Origin of the sequence: Pseudomonas sp. NFACC04-2 (assembly GCF_900119265.1) — a bacterium.
GTDB lineage: Bacteria > Pseudomonadota > Gammaproteobacteria > Pseudomonadales > Pseudomonadaceae > Aquipseudomonas > Aquipseudomonas fluorescens_AA.
Genome location: NZ_FPJC01000041.1, coordinates 1 through 22,605 on the forward strand (window position 1 = coordinate 1; position 22,605 = coordinate 22,605).

General features: G+C 62.0%; 19 protein-coding genes. 11 read left to right on the forward strand and 8 right to left on the reverse strand.

Going from position 1 to position 22,605, the window contains the following annotated elements; genetic code table 11:
* Positions 1 to 2,233: retention module-containing protein (locus BT125_RS27800; protein ID WP_139271822.1), on the reverse strand; the 2,233-nt coding region annotated here is incomplete at its 3' end.
* A 453-nt stretch (positions 2,234 to 2,686) separates the two neighbouring features.
* Here BT125_RS27800 and BT125_RS27805 point away from each other — a divergent pair.
* The 3 genes from BT125_RS27805 (at position 2,687) to BT125_RS27815 (ending at position 7,820) form a co-directional block, all read left to right on the forward strand.
* Positions 2,687 to 4,045 (forward strand): TolC family outer membrane protein, encoded by a 1,359-nt coding sequence (locus BT125_RS27805; RefSeq protein WP_072412345.1) that lies wholly within the window; start codon positions 2,687 to 2,689, stop codon positions 4,043 to 4,045.
* A gap of 30 nt (positions 4,046 to 4,075) precedes the next feature.
* Positions 4,076 to 6,235, forward strand: a complete 2,160-nt coding sequence (locus BT125_RS27810; protein WP_072412383.1) for a type I secretion system permease/ATPase — start codon at positions 4,076 to 4,078, stop codon at positions 6,233 to 6,235.
* A gap of 220 nt (positions 6,236 to 6,455) precedes the next feature.
* Positions 6,456 to 7,820, forward strand: a complete 1,365-nt coding sequence (locus BT125_RS27815) for an HlyD family type I secretion periplasmic adaptor subunit (protein ID WP_072412347.1) — start codon at positions 6,456 to 6,458, stop codon at positions 7,818 to 7,820.
* A gap of 147 nt (positions 7,821 to 7,967) precedes the next feature.
* Here BT125_RS27815 and BT125_RS27820 read toward each other — a convergent pair whose 3' ends face one another.
* On the reverse strand, positions 7,968 to 8,564 hold the full coding sequence (locus BT125_RS27820) for a tRNA-uridine aminocarboxypropyltransferase (protein ID WP_072412349.1): 597 nt from the start codon (positions 8,562 to 8,564) through the stop codon (positions 7,968 to 7,970).
* A gap of 2 nt (positions 8,565 to 8,566) precedes the next feature.
* Entirely contained in the window at positions 8,567 to 9,460 is an 894-nt protein-coding gene (locus BT125_RS27825) for a LysR family transcriptional regulator (protein ID WP_072412351.1), read from the reverse strand.
* A gap of 248 nt (positions 9,461 to 9,708) precedes the next feature.
* Between BT125_RS27825 and speB the strand changes: the two genes are divergently transcribed.
* The 4 genes from speB to BT125_RS27845 all read left to right on the forward strand — a co-directional run bounded on the left by speB (position 9,709) and on the right by BT125_RS27845 (position 14,124).
* Positions 9,709 to 10,659 carry an agmatinase gene (speB, locus tag BT125_RS27830; protein WP_072412353.1) on the forward strand — a complete coding sequence of 317 codons (951 nt, stop codon included), beginning with the start codon at positions 9,709 to 9,711 and terminating at the stop codon, positions 10,657 to 10,659.
* A gap of 9 nt (positions 10,660 to 10,668) precedes the next feature.
* Positions 10,669 to 11,076, forward strand: coding sequence for a YybH family protein (locus BT125_RS27835; RefSeq protein WP_072412355.1), 408 nt, complete (start codon positions 10,669 to 10,671; stop codon positions 11,074 to 11,076).
* Positions 11,077 to 11,125: 49 nt separating this feature from the next.
* Entirely contained in the window at positions 11,126 to 12,640 is a 1,515-nt protein-coding gene (locus tag BT125_RS27840) for a purine-cytosine permease family protein (protein WP_256573852.1), read from the forward strand.
* Between the two features lie 95 nt (positions 12,641 to 12,735).
* Positions 12,736 to 14,124 carry a sodium:solute symporter family protein gene (locus tag BT125_RS27845; protein WP_072412359.1) on the forward strand — a complete coding sequence of 463 codons (1,389 nt, stop codon included), beginning with the start codon at positions 12,736 to 12,738 and terminating at the stop codon, positions 14,122 to 14,124.
* 240 nt (positions 14,125 to 14,364) lie between these two features.
* On the opposite strand, the gene BT125_RS29835 is transcribed toward BT125_RS27845, so the two are convergent.
* Together BT125_RS29835 and BT125_RS27850 are read right to left on the reverse strand one after the other, a co-directional pair.
* Positions 14,365 to 14,493 carry a PA1414 family protein gene (locus BT125_RS29835; protein WP_003198971.1) on the reverse strand — a complete coding sequence of 43 codons (129 nt, stop codon included), beginning with the start codon at positions 14,491 to 14,493 and terminating at the stop codon, positions 14,365 to 14,367.
* A gap of 139 nt (positions 14,494 to 14,632) precedes the next feature.
* Positions 14,633 to 15,526 carry a putrescine utilization regulator PtrR gene (locus BT125_RS27850; protein WP_072412361.1) on the reverse strand — a complete coding sequence of 298 codons (894 nt, stop codon included), beginning with the start codon at positions 15,524 to 15,526 and terminating at the stop codon, positions 14,633 to 14,635.
* Positions 15,527 to 15,629: 103 nt separating this feature from the next.
* Here BT125_RS27850 and BT125_RS27855 point away from each other — a divergent pair, with 103 nt between their 5' ends.
* Entirely contained in the window at positions 15,630 to 16,802 is a 1,173-nt protein-coding gene (locus BT125_RS27855) for an MFS transporter (protein WP_072412363.1), read from the forward strand.
* Here the strand turns inward: BT125_RS27855 and BT125_RS27860 are convergent, their stop codons facing one another.
* Entirely contained in the window at positions 16,803 to 18,257 is a 1,455-nt protein-coding gene (locus BT125_RS27860) for an NCS1 family nucleobase:cation symporter-1 (protein WP_060738694.1), read from the reverse strand.
* Positions 18,258 to 18,646: 389 nt separating this feature from the next.
* The gene (locus tag BT125_RS27865) at positions 18,647 to 19,483 is read right to left on the reverse strand and encodes a CvfB family protein (protein ID WP_072412365.1); all 837 of its coding nucleotides are present in this window, start codon (positions 19,481 to 19,483) and stop codon (positions 18,647 to 18,649) included.
* A 339-nt stretch (positions 19,484 to 19,822) separates the two neighbouring features.
* Between BT125_RS27865 and BT125_RS27870 the strand changes: the two genes are divergently transcribed.
* The 3 genes from BT125_RS27870 (at position 19,823) to BT125_RS27880 (ending at position 21,858) form a co-directional block, all read left to right on the forward strand.
* Positions 19,823 to 20,011, forward strand: coding sequence for a hypothetical protein (locus BT125_RS27870; RefSeq protein ID WP_025212437.1), 189 nt, complete (start codon positions 19,823 to 19,825; stop codon positions 20,009 to 20,011).
* A gap of 189 nt (positions 20,012 to 20,200) precedes the next feature.
* On the forward strand, positions 20,201 to 20,911 hold the full coding sequence (locus BT125_RS27875) for a TorF family putative porin (RefSeq protein WP_060738696.1): 711 nt from the start codon (positions 20,201 to 20,203) through the stop codon (positions 20,909 to 20,911).
* Positions 20,912 to 20,991: 80 nt separating this feature from the next.
* Positions 20,992 to 21,858, forward strand: a complete 867-nt coding sequence (locus BT125_RS27880; RefSeq protein ID WP_072412367.1) for a DUF6279 family lipoprotein — start codon at positions 20,992 to 20,994, stop codon at positions 21,856 to 21,858.
* Between the two features lie 171 nt (positions 21,859 to 22,029).
* On the opposite strand, the gene BT125_RS27885 is transcribed toward BT125_RS27880, so the two are convergent.
* Complete coding sequence (locus BT125_RS27885) at positions 22,030 to 22,422, reverse strand: transcriptional regulator (protein ID WP_072412369.1); 393 nt, start codon at positions 22,420 to 22,422, stop codon at positions 22,030 to 22,032.
* Positions 22,423 to 22,605 lie beyond the last annotated feature (183 nt).

Genomic DNA, 22,605 nt, shown 5'->3' on the forward strand with positions numbered 1-22,605 from the left:
CCACGCCGCCAGTGACGACGTTGATGCCGCCCACGCTCAGGGTCTGCACGCCGTCCAGCGCGGTCACGGTGAACGTGCCACTTTGAGTCAGGGCCGATGCATCCGGGCTGCTGCCGTCGCTGAGGTTTTTCTCCTGCAACGACAGCTCGCCACCTTCAGTGTCGAGGCCGGTAATGATCACCGGGTCGTCGTTGTTGTGCACTTGCAGCACCAGGTTCGCGGTGCTGGTGTCGCCATCGGCGTCGGTCAGTGTGTAGGTGAAGGTTTCGCTGCCGTTGCCGCCGCCGTGCAAGCCTTTGAAATCGGCATCGGCGGTGTTCAGGGTGTAGGTGTAGGAACCGTCGGCGTTAAGCACCAGGGTGCCGTAGGTGCCGGTAAACGTCCCGGGCGTGATTGGGCCGGATGCCACGTGATCCGCGCCTTGGGTGTCGTTGGTCAGCACGCTGCCGGTCAGGGTCAGGTTGGTTTCCGAGGCGGTACCGGAGTTGCTGTCGTCCACGGCTTTAGGCAGGTCATCGACGATGTTCACGTCGAGGTTACCGTTGGCGGTGGTGCCGTTATCGTCGGTGGCAACTACGGTGAATTGCTCGCTAACGCTGTTGGCGCCGTTGGCGTTTGGATGGGCTTCGTTGTCCAGCAAGGTATAGCTGTAACTCACTACACCGGTAGCGGCGTTGAAGCCAGTGATGGTCAAGGTGTTGCCCAGCGCGGTGGTAATCGACTGTGGGAAACCGGCCGCCACGCCGCCCGTCACCACATTGATCCCACCCACACTCAGAGTCTGCACACCGTCCAGCGCGGTGACCGTGAAGGTGCCGCTTTGGGTCAGGGCCGACACGTCCGGGCTGCTGCCGTCGCTGAGATTTTTCTCTTGCAGTGACAGTTCACCGCCCTCGGTATCCAGGCCGGTGATGATCACCGGGTCGTCGTTGTTGTGCACTTGCAGCACCAGGTTCGCGGTGCTGGTGTCGCCATCGGCGTCGGTGAGCGTGTAGGTGAAGGTCTCGGTACCGCTGCCCCCGCCATGCAACGCGACGAATTGCGGATCGCTGGTGTTCAGGGTGTAGGTGTACGTGCCGTTGGGGTTGAGCACCAGGGTGCCGTAGGTGCCGGTGAACGTCCCGCCAATGATCGGCCCGCTGTCGGGGCCGGTGGGAATCCGGTCGGCGCCCTGGTGGTCGTTGGGCAATACATTGCCGGTGAGGGTGACCAGGGTTTCCGACGCCGTGTTCGCATGGCTGTCGTCGATTGCCTGGGGCACGTCATCGGTGATGTTGACGTCCAGGGTGCCGGTGGCCGTGTCGCCGTCGGTGTCGACGGCCACCACGGGGAACTGCTCGGTAATGGTGTTGGCACCGCCGCCGACAGGATGGGTTTCATTGTCCGTCAGGGTGTAGGTGTAACTGACCACCCCCGTGGTCGGGTCATAGCCCGTGATGGTCAACGTGTTGCCCAGCGCCGACGTGATGGTTTGAGGAAAGCCTGCGGGCACGCCGCCACTGATCACGTTGATGCCGCCGATGCTCAGGCTGCTCAGCCCGTCAGGCGCGGATACCGTGAAGGTGCCATTTTGCACCAGCGCCCCCGGATTGCTGGCCGAACCATCGGCCAGATTGGCCTCGTTGGTGGTCAGTTCGCCGCCCTCTACAGTGACCCCGTCGAGGGTCACGGGGTTGTCCGGCGTCTCAGGGGTTACCGGTGGGGTTGCATCATCGCCGGTATTATCCGGGTCACCGGCCAAGCGTAGCTGGGGAAATTCGGGAATCCCGTTGAACCCGGCCGTCGGAAAACCGATCAGCGGATCGACCTCCCCGCCGACTTCTTCCAACAGCACAAAACTGTGCCCACCGCCCACGCCCCCCGGATTGCCACCTTCGGGTCCGGCGGCCGTGGCTTCGCCGGTCTGGGTCGGGTCGGCACCGGCGGCGATGGCTTGCTGCAGTTTTTGTACATCGGTCAGTTGCGCGTCACTCGGCGTCGTCGTGTCGGGCGTGTCGACATGAGGCGCATGGTTGGCCAGCAGCTGCGGGGTCAGGGTCAGGTTGCTTTCGCGGCCCAGGGTCAACGACTGGCCGTTCTGCAGATGAACAGCCACGGCCCCTTCGGCACCGGTGACCAAGTGTTCGCCGGCATAGAGCCGATCGCCTTCGACCAAAGGCCGCCGCAGGCCACCAGCCGCTTCTGCGAAAACTTGCCCGACCACTTTGCTGACGATACCAATGAGCGCTGCCATGTGCATTTCCTCCGTTGCCGACCGCAATCGGCACCTGTCTGGGTGAAGAATTCGTCCTCAGGTTGGCGACCCAAAAGCTGGAAAATCTGCCAGCTTTCGCGAAAGCAGAAGGTGCTGGCAATTCGCCTAAACGACAAAAAACCGTCACCAAAAACCACTTCCCGCATCGCCCTTTCGGCACTTCTTCACATTGCGTAAAAATCTGCGTGGAACTTTTATTGACGCCTAAAAGCCGTCATAACCCGCAGATTCAAAGGCTTTCGCTTTGAACAATGTGCCGGTTTTTTTCAAGCTCATAAGTTTTTTTCGGCATAAGCCTTATGAGAAATTCTTCTTAGGTTTTGCTCAGGATGTTCTTAGCTGTGTTGTTACAAGGTTGAAACGGTTTTGATCTTAAACACGTCAATATTTTGGCGACAAGCGAAGTACTACAGACCTCAGGAGATGCACCCCATGCGCGTTCTAACCCCCCTCTGCAGCGCGGTTTTGCTGGCCATGGCCTGCTCTTCTCAGGCGCAGGCCATGTCATTGACAGAGGCGATCCAGAGCACCATCGCGACTCACCCGGAACTGGCACAACGGGTGGACAGCCGTCTGTCGGCCAATGAAGACGTCAAGGTCGCCAGAGGGGGCTTTTTCCCATCGGTGGATCTGAATGCCGGTTACGGCCGTGGCTACAGCGACAACACCAACACCCGTGCCCTGGGCAACCACCACACCAATATCCTGACCTACACCCAATCGGAGCTGCGCCTGCGGCAGATGATCTTCGACGGGTTCAACACCGCCAATGAAGTGCAACGCACCCAGGGCGTGGTTAATTCCCGAGCCTATTACGCCCAGGGCACCGCCCAGGATCTGGCGCTGCGTACCATCGAGGTCTACCTGGAAGTGCTCAAGCGTCGTGAGTTGGTGACGCTGGCCAAGAACAATCTGCAGGCGCACCTGCGGGTCAACGACCAGATCGGCCTGCGCACCGAGCGTGGGGTGGGCAGTACGGCCGACTCCGACCAGTCCAATGCCCGTCGGGCCCTGGCGGAAAACAACTACGACACCGCCCAGGTGGACTTGGCTGACGCCGAGGCGAACTTCTACAGCGTGGTCGGACGCATGCCCGATGAGCTGGAGGCACCGCCCTCGACCAAAGGCGAAATTCCCGCCGACCTGCGCGAAGCCCAGCAAAGCATGGTGGATAACAACCCGTACCTGAAATCGGCCCAGGCCGACATACAGTCCGCCGAGAGCCAATATGAAGTGGCGAAGTCGCCGTTCTACCCGCGCTTCGATGCCGAGGCTGCGGTGGGCGCCAACAACAACCTCGGCGGCGAAGAAGGCCACGACAACAACTGGCGTGTGGGTGTGGTGATGAACTACAACCTGTTCCGCGGTGGCAGCGACAAGGCACGGCTGGCGTCCAATGCCCACCAGATCAACCAGGCCATGGACATCCGCAACAACGCCCTGCGCCAGCTCAACGAAGATACGCGCCTGGCCTGGAACGCGATGCTCAACGCCCGTAAACAGACCCCCACCGCCCGCGAATACGCCGACACCACCGCCCGTGTGCGCGCCGCGTACCAGGATCAGTTCGGTCTCGGCCAGCGCACCCTGCTCGACCTGCTCGACAGCGAAAACGAGCTGTACAACGCCAACCGCCGCTACACCGAAGTGCGTTACACCGAGGAATACTCGATGTACCGCGTGCTGGCGAACATGGGCCTGCTGTTGCACAAACAACGGATCGTGCTGCCGGCCGATGCGGTCGCGCAAACCGAAGTCAAGAACCAGGCACGGCTGCCGGAACTGAAGTAGCCCCCTCGAAAAAAAATGGGAGCGAACACTGTGACCAGCATGGAACCCACAACCCCTGGCGTCGATCCGCGCCTGAACTTCGATGATCCCTTGCTGGACGGCCTGTTGATCCTCTGCAAACTCCATGGCGCGACGGTCAGCCGCGCCAGCCTCAGCGCCGGGCTCCCTATGGCGCACCAACGCTTGAGCCTGGACCTGCTGCCCCGCGCAGCGGCCCGGGCGAGCTTGCAGGCGCGCTTGTTGCGTCGTGAGCTGGCGGACATCTCCCCCCTGAACCTGCCGGTGATGCTGATCTTGGCGGGGGGGCGCTGCGCGGTATTGCGGCGCTGGGGCGAGGATGGCAAAGCGCTGATCCTGCCCAGCGAAGCCGATGGCGGCGAGCAGTGGGTCAGCCGCGAGGAACTGACCACCGATTACAGCGGCCAGGCGCTATTCGCCCGGCCTCGCCATGAACTCGAAGACCTGCGCGCGCCCCTGGTGCCGAGGGTCGAGGCGTGGTTTCGCGACACCTTGAAATTGTCGCGCTGGCTGTACAGCGACGCGATCCTGGCGAGTTTCCTGATCAACCTGCTGGGGCTGATGGTGCCGCTGTTCGTCATGCAGACCTACGACCGCGTGGTGCCGAACCAGGCCACGTCCACCTTGTGGGTGCTGGCCGTGGGGCTGTTGATCGGCACCGGCTTCGAACTGGTGCTGCGGGTGGTGCGCGCCCATCTGCTGGACACCGCCGGCAAGAAAACCGACGTGATTCTGTCCGCCACCCTGTTCGAACGCATCACTGGCATGGCGATGAAGGCCAAGCCGGTGACCATCGGCGGCTTCGCCCAGAGCATCCACGACTTCCAGGGCCTGCGCGAATTCCTCACGGCGGTGACCCTCACCAGCCTGATCGACCTGCCCTTCGCCCTGCTGATGCTGGTCGTGATCGGCCTGCTGGGCGGCTGGCTGGTGGTGATTCCCGTGATCGCGTTTCCGATCACCATCGTCTTCGCCATGATCATCCAGGTGCGCCTGCGCGACACCGTGCAGAAAAGCCTGGCCCTCGGCGCCCAGCGCCAGGCATTGCTGATCGAAACCCTCGGTGGCCTGGAAACCCTCAAGGCCTGCAGCGCCGAAAGCGAGCGCCAGCATCAATGGGAAAGCACCCATGGCGCCCTCACCCGCCTGGACAGCCATGCGCGCAACCTCTCGGCACTGGCGACCAATGGCACCCTGTTCCTGCAACAACTGGCGGGCATGGCGACCATCGTCGCCGGGGTCTACAGCATCATTGCCGGCAACCTCAGCGTCGGCGCGCTAGTGGCGACCTACATGCTCGGCAGCCGGGTGCTCGCCCCGCTCGGGCAGATCGCCGGGCTGATCACCCGCTACCAGCAGGCCCAGCTCACCATGCGCAGCACCGATGCCTTGATGGCGCTGCCCCAGGAGCGCGACGCCAAGCAGCGGCCCCTGGACCGTACCCAATTGCAGGGTGCCCTGGACGTCAGCGGCGTGACGTTCCACTACAGCGGCCAGAGCGCCCCGGCGCTGACCAATGTCAGTTTCAGCCTCAAGCCCGGCGAACGGGTCGGGATCATCGGCCGCAGTGGCTCGGGCAAAAGCACTCTGGCACGGCTGGTGATGGGTTTCTATGCACCGGAGGAAGGCCAGTTGCTGCTGGACGGCCTGGACCTGCGGCAACTGGACGTCGCCGACCTACGCCAACAGATTGGCTACGTCGCCCATGACCTGCCGCTGCTGGCCGGCAGCCTGCGGGACAATCTCACCCTGGGCGCGCGCTACATCAGCGATGCGCGCATGCTGGAAGTGGCGGAACTGACCGGTGTCACCGAACTGGCGCGCCAACATCCCCAAGGTTTCGACCGTCCGGTGGGCGAGCGTGGGCAGTTGCTGTCCGGCGGCCAACGCCAAGCCGTGCTGCTGGCCCGGGCCTTGTTGCTCGACCCGCCGATCCTGCTGCTGGACGAACCCACCAGCGCCATGGACAACAGCAGCGAAGACGCCCTGCGGCAGAAGCTTCACACCCATGTACAGGGCAAGACGGTGCTGTTGGTCACTCACCGCACCTCGATGCTGAGCCTGGTGGACCGGTTGGTGGTGCTGGATAACGGCCGGATCGTGGCGGACGGGCCGAAGGATGCCGTCATCGATGCATTGCGCAAGGGACGGGTAGGCTCCGCGGCGGTTTAACAGCCCACACAACATCTGTGGCGAGGGAGCTTCCTCCCGCTGGGCTGCGAAGCAGCCCCAAAGCCATTCACCCGATTGTGTCAGACGGACCGCATCGACAGGTTTTACGACGGCTTCGCCGCCGAGCGGGAGCAAGCTCCCTCGCCACAAAAAGCAGCACCCCGCTCTTTTCTAAAAAGCAGCGACCGGCTCCATTTCACTTAACTGACGGGTACCGCCCATGTCTGCTCAAACACCGGATTCCGCCGCCCGAAGCTACTTCGGCAGTTTCAGCAAAAGCGCCGAAAGCGAGTTCATGCCGGAAACCGCCGGCGCCACGCTGCAGGATTCGCCCCGGCGCTCGCGGGTTACCGTATGGCTGGCCGCCGGGTTGATCATCACCGGGCTGGTCTGGGCGAAGTTGGCGGTCTTGCAGGAAGTCACCACCGGCGAAGGCAAGGCGATTCCGTCGAGCAAAATTCAGGTGATCCAGAACCTGGAGGGCGGCATCGTCACCGAGATATTCGTGCGCGAAGGCCAGATGGTAAACAAGGGCGACACCCTGCTGCGCCTGGACGACACGCGCTATCAATCGAACAAGGGCGAGAGCGAAGCCGACCGCTATGCCTTGACTGCCCAGGTCGAACGCTTGTCGGCCGAGGCCGAGGGCCGGCCTTTCAAGCTTTCAGCCGAGGTGATCGCCAAGGCCCCGCAAGTGGCCGAGGACGAGCGCTCGCTGTATGAACAGCGCCAGCGGCGCCTGGCCAGTGAACAACGGACCCTGACCGAACAACTGCGGCAGAAGACCCAGGAGCTGGCCGAGTTTCGCTCCAAGCAAGGCCAGTTCAGCTCCGCCCTGGCCTTGTTGCAGGAAGAAATGAACATGTCCGCGCCACTGGTGCGCACCGGGGCCGTGTCGCCGGTGGAGATCCTGCGGCTCAAGCGCAGCGCGGTGGAAATCCGCGGTTCGCTCAACGCCACCACCCTGGCGATTCCCCGGGCCGAATCGGCGATCAACGAGATCAAGAGCAAGATCGACGAATCGGAACAGACCTTCCGCTCCGAGGCGGCCAAGGACCTCAACGAGAAACGCACCGAACTGTCGAAAATCACCGCCTCGAGCATCGCCATCGACGACCGCGTGACCCGCACGACGGTGGTCTCGCCGGTGCATGGGGTGATCAAGCAACTGAAGGTCAACACCATCGGCGGTGTGGTGCAGCCGGGCAACGACATGGTGGAAATCGTGCCCCTGGAAGACAACCTGCTGATCGAAGCCAAGGTCCGCCCCCAGGACGTGGCGTTCCTGCACCCGGGGCAGAAAGCCATGGTCAAGTTCAGCGCCTACGACTACACGATCTATGGCGGGCTGAGCGCCAGACTCGAACTGATCGGCGCCGACACCATCACCGATGACAAGGGCAACAGCTTCTACCTGATCCAGGTGCGCACTGACAAAAACCACTTGGGTGGAGATGCCAAACCATTGCTGATCATCCCAGGGATGGTGGCGACGGTGGACATCATTACTGGGGAGAAAAGTGTCCTGGATTACCTGCTCAAGCCGGTGTTGAAGGCGCGGACCGAGGCGATGCGTGAGCGGTAGTTCTGGTTTGAATCTTCACTGAATGTTCTATCGCATTCGCGAGCAAGCCCGCTCCCACATTTGATCACCTGTAGCCGCAAATTCAGTGTTCATACAAATCAACTGTGGGAGCGGGCTTACTCGCGAAGGGGCCTGCGAGAACAACAACTATTTTCCAGCATGATTACGCTGATAGGTCTGCTCCCCCATCGCCACAATCTGCCCTTCGATCAGCGCTTCGAAGGGCCTCAACAACGGTTCGAAACTCGTCGGCGCCTCCAGCGTCTGCAACGCCTGGACAATCGCCTCCACCGTCGACAACGCCCCCGGCCCCGGCGCCTTGCGCAAGCGATAACGGGACACCCCGCTTTCAGCCAGCGTCACCCTCGGCAGCGCCGCCAACAAGGGGTTTAGGTGCAGCAACTTGCGCGCCTTGCGCCAAGTGCCATCCGGAACGACCAGCAGGATCGGCTCATCGGACGGGGCGCGGGCCTGCAACGGTAGAGCCTCGTCACCGGGAAACAACAACCGCACCTGATAACCCGGTTGATCGAGCAGCCGTGGCAAATCTTCGAACACCTCGCCCACGATCAACTCGGCATTATTGAGCCCCAACGCCGCCAGCCGGGCGGTATTCAAAGCGTGGTTCACTTCACTGGGATGCTGCAACAGCAAAACGCGGGTGCGGCTGTCGAGGCTGGGGATCAGCGGGCACAGGCAATGGCTTTGTGGCCTGTGGCAACGCGGGCATTGGATTCTGGACATGGTCAGGCCTGATTCAGTTGAGCTTTGAGCAAATCACGGAACGTCTGGATCAGCGGCTCGCGGCTGCGACCACGGCGCACGATCATCGAAAACGGCGCCTGATAGCCGAAGGTCGCTGGCAACAGCACGCGCAAGTCGCCCTTGTCGACCCAGGCCTGGGCGTAGTGCTCAGGCAGGTAGCCGACGTAGGCACCGGACAGCACCAGGATCAACTGCGCCTCCATGCTCTCCACCGTCGCCGCGCTGTGCTTGAAGCCGTGGCGGGCCAGTTCGGCCTGGCTCCAGTAACCGCGTCCGACCATGCGTTGCTGGGTGATGACCTGCTCGGGAATGCGCCGCTCGTTGAACAACGGGTGGCGGTTGCTGCAATACAACCAGTGCTGCTCACGGTACAGCGGCATGTAGACCAGCCCGCTCATGCGCGTGGAAAACGCACCGATGGCCAGGTCCAGGCGGTTGTCCTGCACGCCGAGTTGCAGCTCGTAAGGGCTCATGACCGACAGGTGCAAATGCACCGCCGGATGTTCCTGGCTGTAGGCACCGATGGCTTCGGCGAACGGCAAGGCCTGGTCGCTGACCGTGGAGTCGATCACTCCCAGGTTCAGCGTGCCACGCAACTCACCCTTGAGGGCCGCAGCGTATTGCTCGAACCCTTCGAGCTCGCCCAACAGGCGCAGGGTTTCCTGATGGAACAGCTCGCCCTTGCTGGTCAGGCTGAACCCACCCCGGCCGCGATGACACAGCACCAGGCCCAGGGCCGATTCCAGCTGGCTCATGTAGGTGCTGATGGCCGATGTGGACAGATTGAGCTCGTGCTGGGCATTGGCGAACCCCTGGTGCCGGACCACGCTGACGAAAATGCGCAGCAGTTTCAGGTCGGGTAGAGCGTTGGCCATCAGATACTCCTGAACTCAAGGGACATAGAACTTGCAGAGCTTTTGTGGCGAGGGAGCAAGCTCCCTCGCCACAGGGGCACCATGTCCCCCAGACCACACGGGGTACTGCACGGGTTGGGAGTCTATCGTCCCGTCCGCCATTAGTTTAGAAAAATCTGAACTAAGTATTTGCCGACAGCGATTCTTCACGGCAACGGCTTTTCGCAGAATCGGCCCCTGATAAATAAAACAGCGATGAGGCCCTACCCGTGGACAAGACTCTTCACCAACCACTGGGCGGCAACGAAATGCCGCGCTTCGGCGGCATCGCCACCATGATGCGACTCCCCCATCTGCAAACCGCTGCTGGCTTGGACGCCGCTTTCGTCGGCGTGCCGCTGGACATCGGCACCTCCCTGCGCGCCGGCACCCGCTTCGGTCCTCGCGAGATCCGCGCCGAATCCGTGATGATCCGCCCCTACAACATGGCCACCGGCGCCGCGCCGTTCGACTCACTGTCGGTGGCGGACATCGGCGATGTGGCGATCAACACCTTCAACCTGCTGGACGCGGTGCGGATCATCGAAGAGTCGTACCACAAGATCCTCGAACACAACGTCATCCCCCTGACCCTGGGCGGCGATCACACCATCACCCTGCCGATCCTGCGGGCGATCCACAAGAAACACGGCAAGGTCGGCCTGGTGCACATCGACGCCCATGCCGATGTGAACGACCACATGTTCGGCGAGAAGATCGCTCACGGAACCACCTTCCGCCGCGCCGTAGAAGAAGGCCTGCTCGATTGCGACCGCGTAGTACAGATCGGCCTGCGGGCCCAGGGCTACACCGCCGATGATTTCAACTGGAGCCGCAACCAGGGCTTTCGCGTGGTCCAGGCCGAAGAGTGCTGGCACAAATCCCTAGCGCCGTTGATGGCCGAAGTGCGCGAGAAAGTCGGCGGTGGCCCGGTTTACCTGAGCTTCGACATCGACGGCATCGACCCGGCCTGGGCGCCCGGCACCGGCACCCCGGAAATCGGCGGCCTGACCACCATCCAGGCGATCGAAATCGTGCGGGGCTGCCAGGGCCTCGACCTGGTCGGTTGCGATCTGGTAGAAGTCTCGCCGCCGTACGACACCACCGGCAACACCTCGCTGCTGGGCGCCAACCTGCTGTACGAGATGCTCTGCGTACTGCCCGGCGTGGTCCATCGCTGAGGTGCAGTCATGAACGATCGAGATCAAATCCTCAAGGCCGCCGCGGAACTGGTGTCGGCCTTCGCCCGCAATGACCGCGACGCCTACTTCGGTGCGTTCACGGCCGATGCGAGTTTCGTGTTCTACACCCTTGAACAGCCCCTGCTGTCACGCAATGCCTACCAGGCGTTGTGGGATCGCTGGCGGTCCGAGGATGGCTTCGAGGTGCTGAACTGCACCTCGAGCAACGCCTTCGTCAGCCTGCAAGGGGACGTGGCGATTTTCATCCATGACGTGGCCACCGAGCTGCGCATGCAAGGGGAGCTTCACCGTAGCCAGGAGCGCGAAACCATTGTGTTTCGCCAAGAACAACAAGGCCTATGGCTGGCCTGTCACGAACATTTGTCCGCAATACCGGAAGGGCTGCCATCCCCTTAGCAACAGGCGACATTCACATTCGATGAATGCGCCTCGATGATCGGAGCAGATCATGCATAACAATAACGATAAAAGCCTTACGCACATTGAAACCAACGGGGTCGAACAGATCCCGGACCACGAACGCACCGCCGGCCCGGGCGACCTGTTTCGCCTGATCTTCGGCGGCGCCAATACCTTCGCCACCGCCGTACTCGGCAGTTTCCCGGTGCTGTTCGGCTTGTCGTTCCAGGCCGGAGTCTGGGCGATTGTGCTGGGCGTGTTGGTGGGTTCGATCATTCTCGCGCCGATGGGCCTGTTCGGCCCGCTCAACGGCACCAACAACGCGGTGTCTTCCGGTGCGCACTTCGGCGTGCACGGGCGCATCGTCGGCTCGTTCCTCTCATTGCTGACTGCCATCGCGTTTTTCTCGCTGTCGGTGTGGAGCTCGGGCGATGCGTTGATCGGCGGCGCCAAGCGGCTGGTCGGCGTGCCGGAAACCGACCTGAGCCTGGGCCTGGCCTACGGCTTGTTCGCCCTGCTGGTGTTGACGGTGTGCATCTACGGCTTCCGCTTCATGCTGTGGGTCAACCGCATTGCCGTGTGGGCCGCCAGCCTGCTGTTCCTGCTGGGCATTTTCGCCTTCGCACCGACCTTCGACAGCCAGTTCGCCGGCACGGTCAGCCTCGGCCAGCCGGGCTTCTACGCTGCCTTCATCGGCGCGGCGCTGGTAGCCATGAGCAACCCGATCTCCTTCGGAGCGTTCCTGGGCGACTGGTCGCGCTACATCCCCCGCAACACGCCCAAGCGCCGCATCATGCTGGCCGTGATCGCGGCACAACTGGCGACATTGATCCCGTTCCTGTTCGGCCTCGCCACCGCCACCATCGTGGCGATCAAGGCGCCGGACTACATCGCGGCCAACAACTACGTGGGAGGGCTGCTGGCGGTTTCGCCGGGTTGGTTCTTCCTGCCGGTGTGCCTGATCGCGGTGATCGGCGGCATGTCCACCGGCACCACATCGCTGTATGGCACCGGCCTGGACATGTCCAGCGTGTTTCCACGGGTGCTGTCACGGGTCAAGGCCACGCTGCTGATCGGCGTGCTGTCGATTGCCTTCATCTTCATCGGGCGCTTCGCGGCGAACCTGGTGCAGAGCGTATCCACATTCGCCGTGCTGATCATCACCTGCACCACACCGTGGATGGTGATCATGATCATCGGCCTGCTGGTGCGCCGCGGCTTCTACTGCCCGGATGACCTGCAAGTGTTCACCCGCGGTGAAACCGGCGGGCGCTACTGGTTCAGCCACGGCTGGAACTGGCGCGGCCTGGGGGCGTGGATCCCCAGTGCGCTGGTGGGGTTGTGCTTCGTCAACCTGCCGGGGCAGTTCGTCGGGCCGCTGGGGGAATTGGCCGGCGGGATCGACATCAGCCTGCCGGTGACCCTGGGCCTGGCTTCGGTGGTGTATCTGGTGCTGCTTGGGTTGTTCCCGGAACCGGCGGCGGTGTATGGGCCGGATGATCCGCGGAGCAAAGGTTCTTCGGCGCCAATCGATAGCCCCTCCCTCAGACAGACCGTCTGACCCTCGTTACACAAGCACGCTCGCACTGAGGTTGCGGTGCCAGGGAAGGCATCGCCCCGACATCCTATAAAAAAGACAATCGGAGACACGCCATCATGGCTTTGGATTTAATCGTCGTTCTCATCTACGCCGCCGGCATGATCGCCCTCGGCTGGTACGGCATGCGCCGCGCCAAGACCCGTGACGACTACCTGGTGGCCGGGCGCAACCTCGGCCCGGGCTTTTACCTGGGCACCATGGCCGCCACCGTGCTGGGCGGTGCGTCCACCATCGGTACCGTGCGCCTGGGCTACGTCTACGGCATTTCCGGGTTCTGGCTGTGCGGCGCCATCGGCCTGGGCATCGTCGGCCTGAGCCTGTTCCTCGCCAAACCGTTGCTCAAGCTCAAGATATACACCGTGACTCAAGTGCTGGAACGCCGCTACAACCCGGCGGCGCGCCAGGCCAGTGCACTGATCATGCTGGTTTACGCACTGATGATCGGCGCCACCTCGACCATTGCCATCGGCACCGTGATGCAGGTGTTGTTCGGCCTGCCGTTCTGGGTGTCGATCCTGGTGGGCGGTGGCGTGGTGGTGCTGTATTCCACCATCGGCGGCATGTGGTCGCTGACTCTCACCGACATCGTGCAATTCTTGATCATGACCGTTGGCCTGGTGTTCCTCTTGATGCCGATGTCCATCAGTGACGCGGGCGGCTGGGATGCCATGGTGGCTAAACTGCCGGCCAGCTACTTCGACTTCACCGCGATTGGCTGGGACACCATCCTCACCTACTTCCTGATCTACTTTTTCGGCATCTTCATCGGCCAGGACATCTGGCAGCGCGTGTTCACCGCCCGCAGCGAAGGCGTGGCCAAAGTGGCCGGCACCGCCGCCGGCCTGTACTGCGTGCTCTATGGCCTGGCCGGGGCGTTGATCGGCATGGCGGCCAAGGTCTTGCTGCCGGACCTGGAAAACGTCAACAACGCCTTCGCCAGCGTGGTGCAGACCAGCCTCCCCAACGGCATTCGCGGCCTGGTGATCGCCGCGGCCCTGGCGGCCTTGATGTCCACCGCCGCGGCGGGCCTGCTCGCCGCGTCCACCACGGTGGTCCAGGACTTGCTGCCCCGCCTGCGCCAGGGCCGTGAGGGCGGCAGTGGCGACGTCCACGAGAACCGCATCGCGACCCTGCTGATGGGGGCGGTAGTCCTGGTGATCGCCCTGGTGGTCAGCGACGTCATCAGCGCCCTGACCCTGGCCTACAACCTGCTGGTGGGCGGCATGCTGATCCCGCTGATCGGCGCCATCTACTGGAAACGCGCCACCACCGCCGGGGCGATCACCAGCATGTCGCTGGGCTTCTTGACCGCGCTGTTCTTCATGCTCAAGGACGGCCTGGACGCCAACACCCCGATCTACTACAGCCTGAGCGTGGCGCTGGTGAGTTTTGTGCTGGTGAGCGTGTTGTCGCCACGGCCGAGTGCGGTGGCCAAGGCGATCTAACCGGTACGACGCAGTACCCGTGGCGAGGGAGCTTGCTCCCGCTGGTGCGCGAAGCGCGCCCAAAGCCAGGCGCCTCGGTGTGTCAGAAAGGGCTGAGGAGACTGATTTGGGTCTGCTTCGCAGCCCAGCGGGAGCAAGCTCCCTCGCCACAGGGTTCACATCGCCAATAAAAAGATCGCAGTTCCGGGCCATCTCACTGAATGGTCCGGAACTGCGATCTCTGTAAATTCTGCGGTGTATTTACCGGCGGCGCGGTTGGCGGCGGCGTTGCTCGTCATCGGTGCGGATCGGTACCGGTTGCATCGGCGGTTCGATCAGGCCAAGCGCGACACCCAAGTCGTGAAGCCAGTTCTGGATTTTCTCTTTCATCGTGGTGCCCCCTCAGGGTGGTGCGAGCGGCAGATTTCTGTGGCCCCTTCGCACTGATAATAGTCCGATGTTCTACGCAATGCTCGTCTCAGTTTGCAATGATCTGTTACTGAATTGATCCAAATCCACCTCCCGGAGTTCAAGCCGATTGCGCCGTGAGCATTGGCCCCCGCGGCCAGGCCTGTTGTTGCAACTCAATCCAGGCGTTCAGGTTGGCTCCGACCATGCCTTTGCGCCACATCAGCCAGGTGGTGGCGCTGGCGAACGGCTCGGCCAGCGGATGCACCGTTACCCGCTCGCGGCCCGGCAGGCTCGCCAGCATCGACTCGGACATCAACGCCACCCCGGACCCGGCGATCACACACGCCAGCATCCCCTGGTAAGACTCGATTTCCATCGCCCGGCCCATGGTCGCGTGATCATGGGCAAACCAGGCCTCTAATCGCATCCGGTACGAACAACCACGCCGGAACGTGAACACCGCACGGCCCTGCACATCCAGGGCACTGCGTACCAGCGGGTGATCGGCCTCGGTAATCAGCACCAACCGCTCGTCGCACAACGGCACGCCATCCAGCCCCGCGAGCTCCAGCGGGCCGTCCACCAGTGCCGCGTCGAGTCGGTTGGTGAGCAGGCCTTCAAGCAGCTCACCACTGGGCCCCGATTGCACTTGAAGGTTCACCGCCGGATACGCCCGGTGATAAGCCGCCAACAGGTCCGGCAAATGCGTCGCCGCCGTGCTGTACATCGTGCCCAGCAGGAAATCCCCAGCCGGCTGCCCACCCTGCACGGCGGCATGGGCCTCGTCGTGCAAGGCGAACAGCTTGGCCGCATAGTCCAGCAGGACTTTTCCTGCCGGCGACAACTGCAAACGCTGACGCTCCCGCAGGAAAAGGTCCATACCCAGTTGTTCTTCAAGCTGCTTGAGCCGGGTCGACAGGTTCGACGGCACCCGGTGCAGGCGCTCGGCGGCCCGGGTGATGGAACCTTCCTCGGCCACGGCCTGGAAAATCCGCAGTTGGCTGAACTCCATGACCTTCTCCAAAAAAGAACAAGTTACTCACTATTATTCATTTTTAATGAAAGTCAATCAGTCCTAGCCTGACGGTCATTCGCCCCGACACCGGAGAACGACCATGTCACCTCTTATTCGCCTGCTCGGCAGTTTCATCGCGCTGATGATGGCCATGGGCATTGGCCGCTTCGCCCTGACGCCCCAGTTACCTCACTTGATCGGCGAAGGTCAGGTCGACTTGACCGCCGCCGGTCTGATTGCCGCCGCCAACTACCTGGGATACTTCATCGGTGCGCTCGATGCGATGTTCGCCCGTCGTCCGGAACAGGTGCGGCGGCGATTGCTCGGCGGCCTGTGGCTGTGCGTGCTGCTGACCCTGGCGTCGTTCTGGGCCTGGGGCTTCTGGCCGCACCTGGCGTTGCGCTTCGGCACCGGCGTGGCGAGCGCCTGGGTGATGGTGATGATCACCGCCCTGAGCCAACCCTTGGCCGCGGCGGTGGGACGGCCACGGCTCGGTGCCCTGGTGTTTGCCGGACCGGGCCTGGGGATTTTCCTGACCGGCCTGCTCGCCCTCGGCTCGAACCTGCTGGGCCAGACCTCCGCCACCCTGTGGCTGGTGTATGCCGGTGTGGCCTTGGCGATGTTGCTGATGATCTTGCCGATCCTGCCGCAGCCGGCCGTCGCAACCCCTGTCGCAGGGCCGACCGCCCCTTCGCCGAACGCGGGCATCGCACGACTGGGCGTGGTGTACGCCCTGTACGGCGTGGGCTACATCATTCCGGCGACGTTCCTGTCGCAAATGGCCTCGGCGCAGTTCCACGGCCAATGGCTGGCCGATCTGTTCTGGCCCTGCTTCGGCCTGGCCGCCGCCAGCGGGGTGTTGCTGGTCAGCCGGCGGCGGCCGAACCCGAACACCACCGGCCACTGGCTGATCGGTACGCTCTGGTTGCAAGCCGCCGGGGTATTTGCCTGCCTGCTGGGCAGCGGGCCGGGGCTGGCGCTGGGGGTGATCCTGTGTGGCGCACCGTTCCTGGCCTGCATGCAGTTGGTGATGCTGCGCTCCCGGGAACTGGCGCCCCACGCCACCCAGCGCAACGCTGGCCTGTTGACCGCCTGCTTTGCCGTGGGCCAACTCAGCGGCCCCCTGCTGGCGGCGCTGAGCAGCCATTTCAGCGGCGGCCTGCAACCGGCACTGATCATTGCCGGCAGCGGCCTGGTGCTGGCCGGCGGGCTGTTGCTGCGGCCCGCCAGCCGGGGCGCGGCGAGCCCTTGCACCCAGACCGCCCTGCGTTGATCAGGCCTGGCCGGCCGGGCTGAACGCCTTGCTCGACTGCGTGGCCGGCTCGCGTCGCGCCAAGGCGAAATACAACACCCCGCCGAGGAAACAACCGGTGAACCAGGCAAAGTTGGCCATCGGTTGCAGCACGGGGGTGAAGGTGATCGCCACGCCCATCAGCGTCGCCGGAATCAACGCCTTGACCGCCGTCCAGTTGATGCCGCCACTGTAGTAATAGCGCCCGCTGGGCCCATCGTTGAACAACGCATCGACGTCGATCTGCTGTTTCTTGATCAGGTAGTAATCCACCAGCAGGATCCCGAACAGCGGGCCGATGAACGCCGCCAGCACGTCCAGGGTGTAGTGGATCACTTCGGGGTTGTTGAACAGGTTCCACGGCGTGATGAAAATCGACGCCACCGCCGCGATCATGCCGCCGGCGCGCCAACTGATCTTGCTGGGGGCGACGTTGGCGAAGTCGAAGGCCGGCGAGACGAAGTTGGCGACAATGTTGATGCCGATGGTGGCGGTCACAAAAGCAAAGGCACCCAGCAAGACCGCCACGTCGTTGTCGATGCGCGCCACGGTGGCAATCGGGTCGTGGAGCATTTCACCGAACACCGGCAAGGTCCCGGAAACAATCACCACGGTGACCAGGGAGAACGCCAGGAAATTCACCGGCAGCCCCCAGAAATTACCCCGGCGCACGTCAGACATACTCCGGCAGTAACGGCTGAAATCGCCGAAATTCAGGGTCGGGCCGGAAAAGTACGACACCACCAGGGCCGTCGCCACGATCACTTGGCCGAACGCCTGCCAGCCGGACAGGGACTTTTCCGCCAGAGTGAAGCTGATGTTGCTCCAACCGGCCTTCCATACGATCCAGCCGGCCAACAGGAACATCACGGCGTACACCACCGGCCCGGCCCAGTCGATAAAACGGCGGATCGATTCCATGCCGGTCCAGAACACCAGCGCCTGGACAAACCACAGGCTGAGGAAACCGAACCAACCGAGGTAGGACAAGCCGGCAAAATGCGGCGTCGCGTAGACTTCCATCGAAGGAAAAAACCGCAGCACCACGATGATCAGCGCGCTGGAGGCCAGATACGTCTGAATGCCGTACCAGGCCACGGCGATCAAACCGCGAATGACCGCAGGAATATTCGCCCCGAACACCCCGAACGCCAGTCGGCAGATCACCGGGTACGGCACCGCCGCCTGTTGGCTCGGCTTGGCGACTAGATTGGCGATCAACTGCACGATGCAGATCCCGCCGAGCAAGGCGATAAGCACCTGCCAACTCGCCAGACCCAAGGCGAACAGACTGGCGGCGAAGACATAACCGCCCACGCTGTGCACATCACTCATCCAGAACGCGAAGATGTTGTACCAATTCCATTTCTGCGGCAGCGGGCCCAGGTCCTCGTTATAGAGGCGGGGGCTGTAGCCGTTGGGCAATTGCTCGGACATTGCGGGGCTCCTTTGAGTACCGCCGTGCCCCCGTAGCGACCTGCTCACCATACTGCGCACGGGAGCCGGCATGGTTTGTATACGCGTTGCTACGCAGAATGCGTGCCATAGGCGCAGGATGTGAGACAAACCGGGGTGTGTGGCGCAGCGGAACGCCGCGCAGGAACAGGCATACGCCCACGAACAGGGCGCGGGTGCATGCTAAAGGTGCAGGAGTTTGTATACAGCGAAGATCAACCAGTGGCGAGGGAGCTTGCTCCCGCTGGGTCGCGAAGCGACCCCTTCGAACATGCAACCTCGGTGTGTCAGCTTTGATTGAGCGCACCTGATTTGGGGCTGCTTCGCAGCCCAGCGGGAGCAAGCTCCCTCGCCACAGGGATTGTGTGCAGTTAGCTCAATTCAATGCGATCGACATGAATGACAATCTGCCCATTCTTGTACAGCGCACCAATGGCCTTCTTGAAGTTGCCCTTGCTCACGCCAAACAGGCTGCTGATCAGCGCCGGGTCGCTCTTGTCGCTGACCGCCAGGGTGCCGTTGTTCTCACGCAACTTGGCGAGGATCTTGGCGTTCAGGCTGGTGGCGGCCTCCTGGCCCACCGGCTGCAGGCTCAGGCTGATCTTGCCGTCCGGGCGGATTTCCTTGATGAAGCCTTTTTCCTGCATGCCGGCGCGCATGAACTTGAAGATTTCATTCTTGTGGATCAGGCCCCAGTGCTTGTTATTGATGATCGCCTTGAACCCCATGTCGGTGGCTTCGGCGACCAGCAAATCCACTTCCTGGCCCGGCGTGTAGTTGGCCGGGGTCTTGTCCAGATAACGATCCAGGCGCGCCGTGGCAGTGATGCGGCGGGTGTGCTTGTCGAGGTAGACGTGCACCACGCAGTATTCGCCGGCGGTCATCTGGCGCTTTTCTTCGGAATACGGCAGCAACAGGTCCTTGGGCAGGCCCCAGTCCAGGAACACGCCGATGCTGTTGACCTCAACCACTTTCAGGCTGGCGAATTCACCGACCTGAACCTTGGGTTTTTCCGTGGTGGCGATCAATTTATCGTCGCTGTCCAAATAAATGAAAACATTGAGCCAGTCTTCATCTTCACTGGGAATATCCTTGGGAATATATCGATTGGGCAGCAGGATTTCGCCGTCCGCACCGCCGTCCAGATATAAACCGAAGTTAGTGTGTTTAACCACTTGCAAACTGTTGTAGCGCCCGACTAAAGCCATTTCCAATACCCTCATTGCGTGGGCGGCATTCTACCCGGTTTTGCGGCGCGATTCGTGGCTGCCCGCAAGGTTTGCCTGGAAGGCCCGGCACAAGCGTTGATTTTCCTGGGTTTTCGTCCGAGGCATAGCCATTCGTCAGGCCGGTAACGGTGCGGGTCATCCGTTCTCGGCGCAATATTCTTCACACGGTTGTTATTTAAAACAGAGGCTTAGGGCAATTATTGCCGGATAACGGCCAATTATTTCCGTCACGCTAGCGATATTTCAGAAGAATATTTGCCAAGCAATTGTCAAGTATTTCCTGTACGATGCCTGGCCCAATTAATTATCTACAGGTTAATGGCCGTCATGCGCGTAAAAGCATCCAACAGCAAATCAAAGCCAGCTCCAGCCGTTGAAACCAGCGAGTCGATCAACGACCAGATCGCTGCGTTCCTCAAGTCCGGCGGCGAGATCCAGCAAATTGCCAAAGGCGTCAGCGGCCAGACATTCGGCCCATCCAAGCAGATCAGCCTGGGCAAGAAGTAACCTGCGCGTCACCTGGTCCCAAAGCGCTTTGAGCTTCGAAGCGCTTGGACTGGAACCCTCCCCGTCCTATCCATTTCGTATGAATCGACGAACGGCCTTCGCTGCCGATCATTCGCCGGTATCCTTGCACCTCTCTAGCTCAAGCGTTTCAGCTTAGTTCCTGCTCCTCGCTATTTCATGGAGTGAAGCATGCGTATTCCTATTGTTGCGCTGGCGATCAGCCTGCTGACGTGCTCCCTCGCCCAGGGGCAGGTGTTCCAACGCGAACTCGGCGACTTCGACCTCAAGCTGGGCACCACCCCCAGCCGCAGCATGGCCCAAGGCCTGGTCACGCCGTCGAGCACCGGTTCGTTTCATGGTGGCCTGGATTTGAGCCACGACAGCGGCTGGTACGTTGGCCAGTGGTCACCCAGCGCAGGCGTGTCCGCTGATCTGGAGGTGGATTCCTACATAGGCTTTAAACAACCCTTCGACCAGACCCTGGGCTACGAAGTCGGCCTGATCCACTACAGCTACCCTACCGTCGATACCCTCGACAGCCAGGAGTTCTACGGCGGCCTGACCGTGCTCGGCAGCCGTTTCGGCGCGGCGCTGAGCAACGACCCGGACAAACAGAACAGCACGCTGTTCGCCGACCTGGGCGGCAACGTGCCGTTCGGCATTGGTATCAGCGCCAAATACACCACCCACCAGCTCAATACACCGGTCTCGGTCGAGAACGGTTATGTAGGCAGCTTCAGCGACTGGTCATTGAAGATTTCCCGTCCGTGGAAGGGCCTCGACCTGGATCTGATCTACAGCGACTCAAGCCTCAGCGGCAGCAGTTGCTCGGCGTATTCCGGCCACAACAGCGAATGCGACAGCCTGCTGACCCTCAAGATGGCCCACCCTTTTTACTAAACGTTACGCATTAATCGGCTGAACTGCCGCGCGCCTGCCATGCTCAAACAAGACACTTACGTTTTTGCAAGGACTCGCTCATGTCGCGCTGGTTCACACGCATCGCCATGTTCATCGCCCTGTTGCTGACGCTCACCGCCTGCAGCCGCGTAGGTCTGGCCTACCGCAACCTTGACCTGATCATCCCCTGGACCCTGAACGATTACCTGGAGATCAACGGCGAACAGAAAGACTGGTTCAACGAACGCCTCAAGGAACACCTGACCTGGCACTGCACCACCCAGTTGCCCGGCTACCTCGATTGGCTAGACCGTTTGGAAACCATGGTGCAGACCAATCAGGTGACCGACCAAGCCCTGCAACAGCGCACCCGGGAAGCCAAGGCCGCTATCGCCGAAACCGCCCGTGCAATCACCCCCTCGGCCATCGAACTGCTGCAAGGCCTGAGCGACGACCAAGTCGCCGACATGGACGCCGCCTTCGTCAAGGACCAGCGCAAACGTCAGCAGCAATACCTCAAGCCGACGTTGCAGGAGCAGATCCAGGAACGCAGCGAACGCATGGTCAAACGCCTTGACGACTGGCTCGGCCCGCTCAACGACGCCCAGCGCCAACGGGTAACGGCCTGGTCCACCGCCCTGGGCGATCAGAACCAGCAATGGATCGCCAACCGCGCCCACTGGCAAAACCAGTTCAGCGAAGCCGTGGCCCAACGCCACAGCCCAGACTTTCCCAAACGCATCGAGCAGTTGCTGGTCAACCGCGAAAGCCTCTGGACCCCCGCCTATCGCGAGGCCTTCAGCAAGACCGAAGCCCAGGCTCGCAGCCTGCTGGTGGACCTGATGGCCGAAAGCACCCCGTCCCAGCGCGAACGGCTGCTGAAGAAAATCGACGGGGTGAAGAAGGACTTCACTGATTTGAAGTGCCTGAAAGCAGCACGATCCTGAGTAAGCACGAACTTAAACCACTGAAGATCCAATGTGGGAGCGGGCTTGTGTGGGAGCTGGGCTTGCCCGCGATGCAGGCAACTCGGTCTATCAGGTGAACCGAGGTGATGCTATCGCGGGCAAGCCCAGCTCCCACACAAGCTCGCTCCCACAGGGTTCAGTGCAGGCCTGTCAGGCAATCTGCGCCTTGGACGCCAAATCATCAAAGGTAAACTCATCCAGCGCATCTTCCTGCTCATCCAACACCTGGCGCGGATGGTCATTGCCCGGAATGCTGCTGTCGATCAGGCTCAGCAACCGCGAGCCACGGGGCGTCAGCACGAAGTTCTCGCCATTACCACCCTCTTCCTCCGGTCGCGGCTCGATATAACCACGCTCCAGCAGCAACTTTTCATACTCCCCGGCGACCGCTTTCAGATGATCGAGGTTCTCGATTTCCTCACCCGCCGCCGCCTTCCGAGCCGCGTATTCCTCCGCATAAGGCCGAGGCGTAAAACTGTGGCCGGCGCCGTTCTGCACTTCGTGCAACAACTTTTCGATCAAGTCCCAGTTGTAAGTCGTCATCCTGGTCCATCCTCTAAAGAGTGAGATGCCTACCTAGGTTGTGACCGAGACGCTGCGCCGCCGTTCAGCCGGGTTTCCGGGTGGTCTCTGCCTTGAGCCGACCAACGGCCTGTCGAATTCATCGAAGGCCAAACGACCAGTTGCTGAAGCGTCCACTCAGCAGCTCTGCCATGCAGGAGAAAT

Excerpts from the sequence above, each read along its gene's own strand:
- BT125_RS27805 (WP_072412345.1), top strand. The coding sequence starts at position 2,687 with ATGCGCGTTCTAACCCCCCTCTGCAGCGCGGTTTTGCTGGCCATGGCC.
- BT125_RS27815 (WP_072412347.1), top strand. The coding sequence starts at position 6,456 with ATGTCTGCTCAAACACCGGATTCCGCCGCCCGAAGCTACTTCGGCAGT.
- BT125_RS27820 (WP_072412349.1), bottom strand. The coding sequence starts at position 8,564 with ATGTCCAGAATCCAATGCCCGCGTTGCCACAGGCCACAAAGCCATTGC.
- BT125_RS27825 (WP_072412351.1), bottom strand. The coding sequence starts at position 9,460 with ATGGCCAACGCTCTACCCGACCTGAAACTGCTGCGCATTTTCGTCAGC.
- BT125_RS27835 (WP_072412355.1), top strand. The coding sequence starts at position 10,669 with ATGAACGATCGAGATCAAATCCTCAAGGCCGCCGCGGAACTGGTGTCG.
- BT125_RS27845 (WP_072412359.1), top strand. The coding sequence starts at position 12,736 with ATGGCTTTGGATTTAATCGTCGTTCTCATCTACGCCGCCGGCATGATC.
- BT125_RS29835 (WP_003198971.1), bottom strand. The coding sequence starts at position 14,493 with ATGAAAGAGAAAATCCAGAACTGGCTTCACGACTTGGGTGTCGCGCTT.
- BT125_RS27850 (WP_072412361.1), bottom strand. The coding sequence starts at position 15,526 with ATGGAGTTCAGCCAACTGCGGATTTTCCAGGCCGTGGCCGAGGAAGGT.
- BT125_RS27855 (WP_072412363.1), top strand. The coding sequence starts at position 15,630 with ATGTCACCTCTTATTCGCCTGCTCGGCAGTTTCATCGCGCTGATGATG.
- BT125_RS27860 (WP_060738694.1), bottom strand. The coding sequence starts at position 18,257 with ATGTCCGAGCAATTGCCCAACGGCTACAGCCCCCGCCTCTATAACGAG.
- BT125_RS27865 (WP_072412365.1), bottom strand. The coding sequence starts at position 19,483 with ATGGCTTTAGTCGGGCGCTACAACAGTTTGCAAGTGGTTAAACACACT.
- BT125_RS27870 (WP_025212437.1), top strand. The coding sequence starts at position 19,823 with ATGGCCGTCATGCGCGTAAAAGCATCCAACAGCAAATCAAAGCCAGCT.
- BT125_RS27875 (WP_060738696.1), top strand. The coding sequence starts at position 20,201 with ATGCGTATTCCTATTGTTGCGCTGGCGATCAGCCTGCTGACGTGCTCC.
- BT125_RS27880 (WP_072412367.1), top strand. The coding sequence starts at position 20,992 with ATGTCGCGCTGGTTCACACGCATCGCCATGTTCATCGCCCTGTTGCTG.
- BT125_RS27885 (WP_072412369.1), bottom strand. The coding sequence starts at position 22,422 with ATGACGACTTACAACTGGGACTTGATCGAAAAGTTGTTGCACGAAGTG.